Source organism: Anaerolineales bacterium, from assembly GCA_022866145.1.
Lineage (GTDB): Bacteria > Chloroflexota > Anaerolineae > Anaerolineales > E44-bin32 > PFL42.
The window spans coordinates 1-2,037 of the sequence record JALHUE010000121.1 but is presented as its reverse complement, the minus strand read 5'-3'; the positions used below and the strand labels follow the sequence as shown (position 1 = coordinate 2,037).

Annotated in this window: 3 protein-coding genes and 1 tRNA gene; 2 read left to right on the top strand and 2 right to left on the bottom strand. The window is 64.4% G+C overall.

The annotated features are described in order from the left end of the window. A partial coding sequence (locus MUO23_03800) for an iron-containing alcohol dehydrogenase (GenBank protein ID MCJ7512075.1) occupies positions 1-588 on the bottom strand: 588 nt, incomplete at its 3' end. A 226-nt stretch (positions 589-814) separates the two neighbouring features. Between MUO23_03800 and MUO23_03795 the strand changes: the two genes are divergently transcribed. Continuing rightward, positions 815-890, top strand: a tRNA-Phe gene (locus MUO23_03795). A gap of 262 nt (positions 891-1,152) precedes the next feature. Here MUO23_03795 and MUO23_03790 read toward each other — a convergent pair. Further along, positions 1,153-1,692, bottom strand: coding sequence for a hypothetical protein (locus MUO23_03790; protein ID MCJ7512074.1), 540 nt, complete (start codon positions 1,690-1,692; stop codon positions 1,153-1,155). Between the two features lie 72 nt (positions 1,693-1,764). Here MUO23_03790 and MUO23_03785 point away from each other — a divergent pair. Then, positions 1,765-2,037: hypothetical protein (locus MUO23_03785; GenBank protein MCJ7512073.1), on the top strand; the 273-nt coding region annotated here is incomplete at its 3' end.

Here is a 2,037-nt window from a genome sequence, read left to right as displayed (position 1 = left end):
TGCAATGCGCCAATCCGCCAGGGCCGTGTACTTGCCCAGCAGGTCGCCATACCCGGCGGCGCTCATGCCAAGCGGAGCGGCCGCAAGGACGTCCAGATCCGCGACCAGCGCCCGCGGCGCTGGGCACGGATCGACCTTCTTCACCCCGTTGTGCGTGATGGCTGCGGCAAAGGCAGTGTAGCCATCCATCGAAGCCGCCGTGCCGACGACGGCGTACGGCCGGCCCAAGCGGTGAGCAGCCAGTTTGGTCAAGTCGTTGATCACGCCTGACCCGACGGCAACGGGCACGGCGTCGCTGCTCCCGAGGACCTGCACCAGGCGCTCGACGTGTTCGATGTCCGGGTGAAGGCGCGGCGTGCCGGGGAAGACCTGCGTCACCTGGATGCGGCGCCCCGCCGACTCGAGGTGCCGCGCCAGTGCTTCGCCGGCCGCAGCGAAGGTGTTGTCGTCGGCGACGAGCCCGACGGCCTGGTCCCCGAAGCCGCGCGTAAGGACTGCGTCGACCTGCTGCAGAGCTCCGGGCGCGATGACCACCTCGCGCGTGTCCTTCGCCTTCTCCAAGGCCTGAGTGAGCATGTGCTGGGTCATCCATCCTCCGCAACTTCGGACCAAGCAGCGAGCGGGGAGCAGTGGGTCATCCCGCCGATGCCTGCGTCGCATTGTACTTTCCATGGGCGCTGGCGGGGACTGAGGCCGTCAGCCAGGCGTGGCGCCTGGAGCGCAGGCGCGAACCACCAGGGCCCGGGCGCCCGTCAGGGCTTGCCGCTGCGTCTGGCTTGACGACGAATCAGGCGGCGGGTAGAATGCCCCCCAGGCCGAGATAGCTCAGTTGGTAGAGCACGCGACTGAAAATCGCGGTGTCGCCAGTTCGATTCTGGCTCTCGGCACCAGCGGACAAACCCGCGGCCACGGGCGGCGCGCAATTCATCGACGCCGCGGCCTGCGGCTAGGTGCGGCAACGGCAGCGGGCCTCTTGTGGGCCCGCCGTGGCAATTCAACCGACAGCAAACCCCTCAACTCAGGCCAAATGGCTTGCCGAGGTCCTGCTAGCGAAGCAGGCTGGCTTGCGTTCTCGATCCAGAGTGAACCTCTACCATTGGCAGGCCGGAGAAAGCGATTCCTGCGGCGTCTTCTGAATGCTCCGCGGTCACGCTATTTCTGTCTGGCAGTCTCCACGCGCTCGATGGCGGCCAAGGCCGCCGCCCGGAGGCTTTCCAGCGCGGCGGTGTAAGCTGCAGCGTCGCCCAGTTCGCACGACTCGAACTGGATGTTGACCAGATACTTGCCCTCTATCTTCTCTGTACCAAAACCGTCTCCAAGCAAACAACCGTAAACGTTCGACTCGCTGGTGATCATGGAGACATACCCGTCCTCGTCGTTGAGGATGAGATCAATCTCGTATCTGGCCGCAGTGGGAAGATCAGGGAGAGCATTCCACTCGTTGGCGCGGGCCACCCGCTCCTCATTGCTGTCCCTCCCCGGTTTGTAGAATTCCCCCAGCTTATCCGCCTTGTAGGCAGTGATCCCAATGAGAGCGAACTCCGACAGTCCATGTGCACCTTCGCTGGATGCAGCGCAAATCAGACTGGGACCGTCGAATACTTCGTTGACTTCGTCGCCGATGGTGGGTGAGGCGAAGGTCAAGCCGGGCACGGCGCAATCCGATTCCTGGAATCCGGCCAGCGTGCCCACACTCGTTGTGGATGGAACTGGAGTGCCGGGACTTGTCGTTGCAGTCGGCACGGCCGTACGCGGGCGCGATCGGTGCGGCCGACCGTTCAGGATACGATCGAGGTTGCGCTGAATGGCACGATCGATCGGCTCGCGCAGGAATCCGGTAAGCCCACCCCCGAGCTTGCTGCCCAGGATCTTCCACAAGGGATTCAGCTGTCGTTGAACCGCTCGAGCCGGCGCATTGGCGACTTTGTCGATGGCTTTGTCGATCTCGCCCTCGACGTAGATCTCGGCCGCGTGGCCCACAAGGTTCATCGTACGGCCGACGACACGGCCCAAGAGGTGGCCGAATTGATGCAGCGG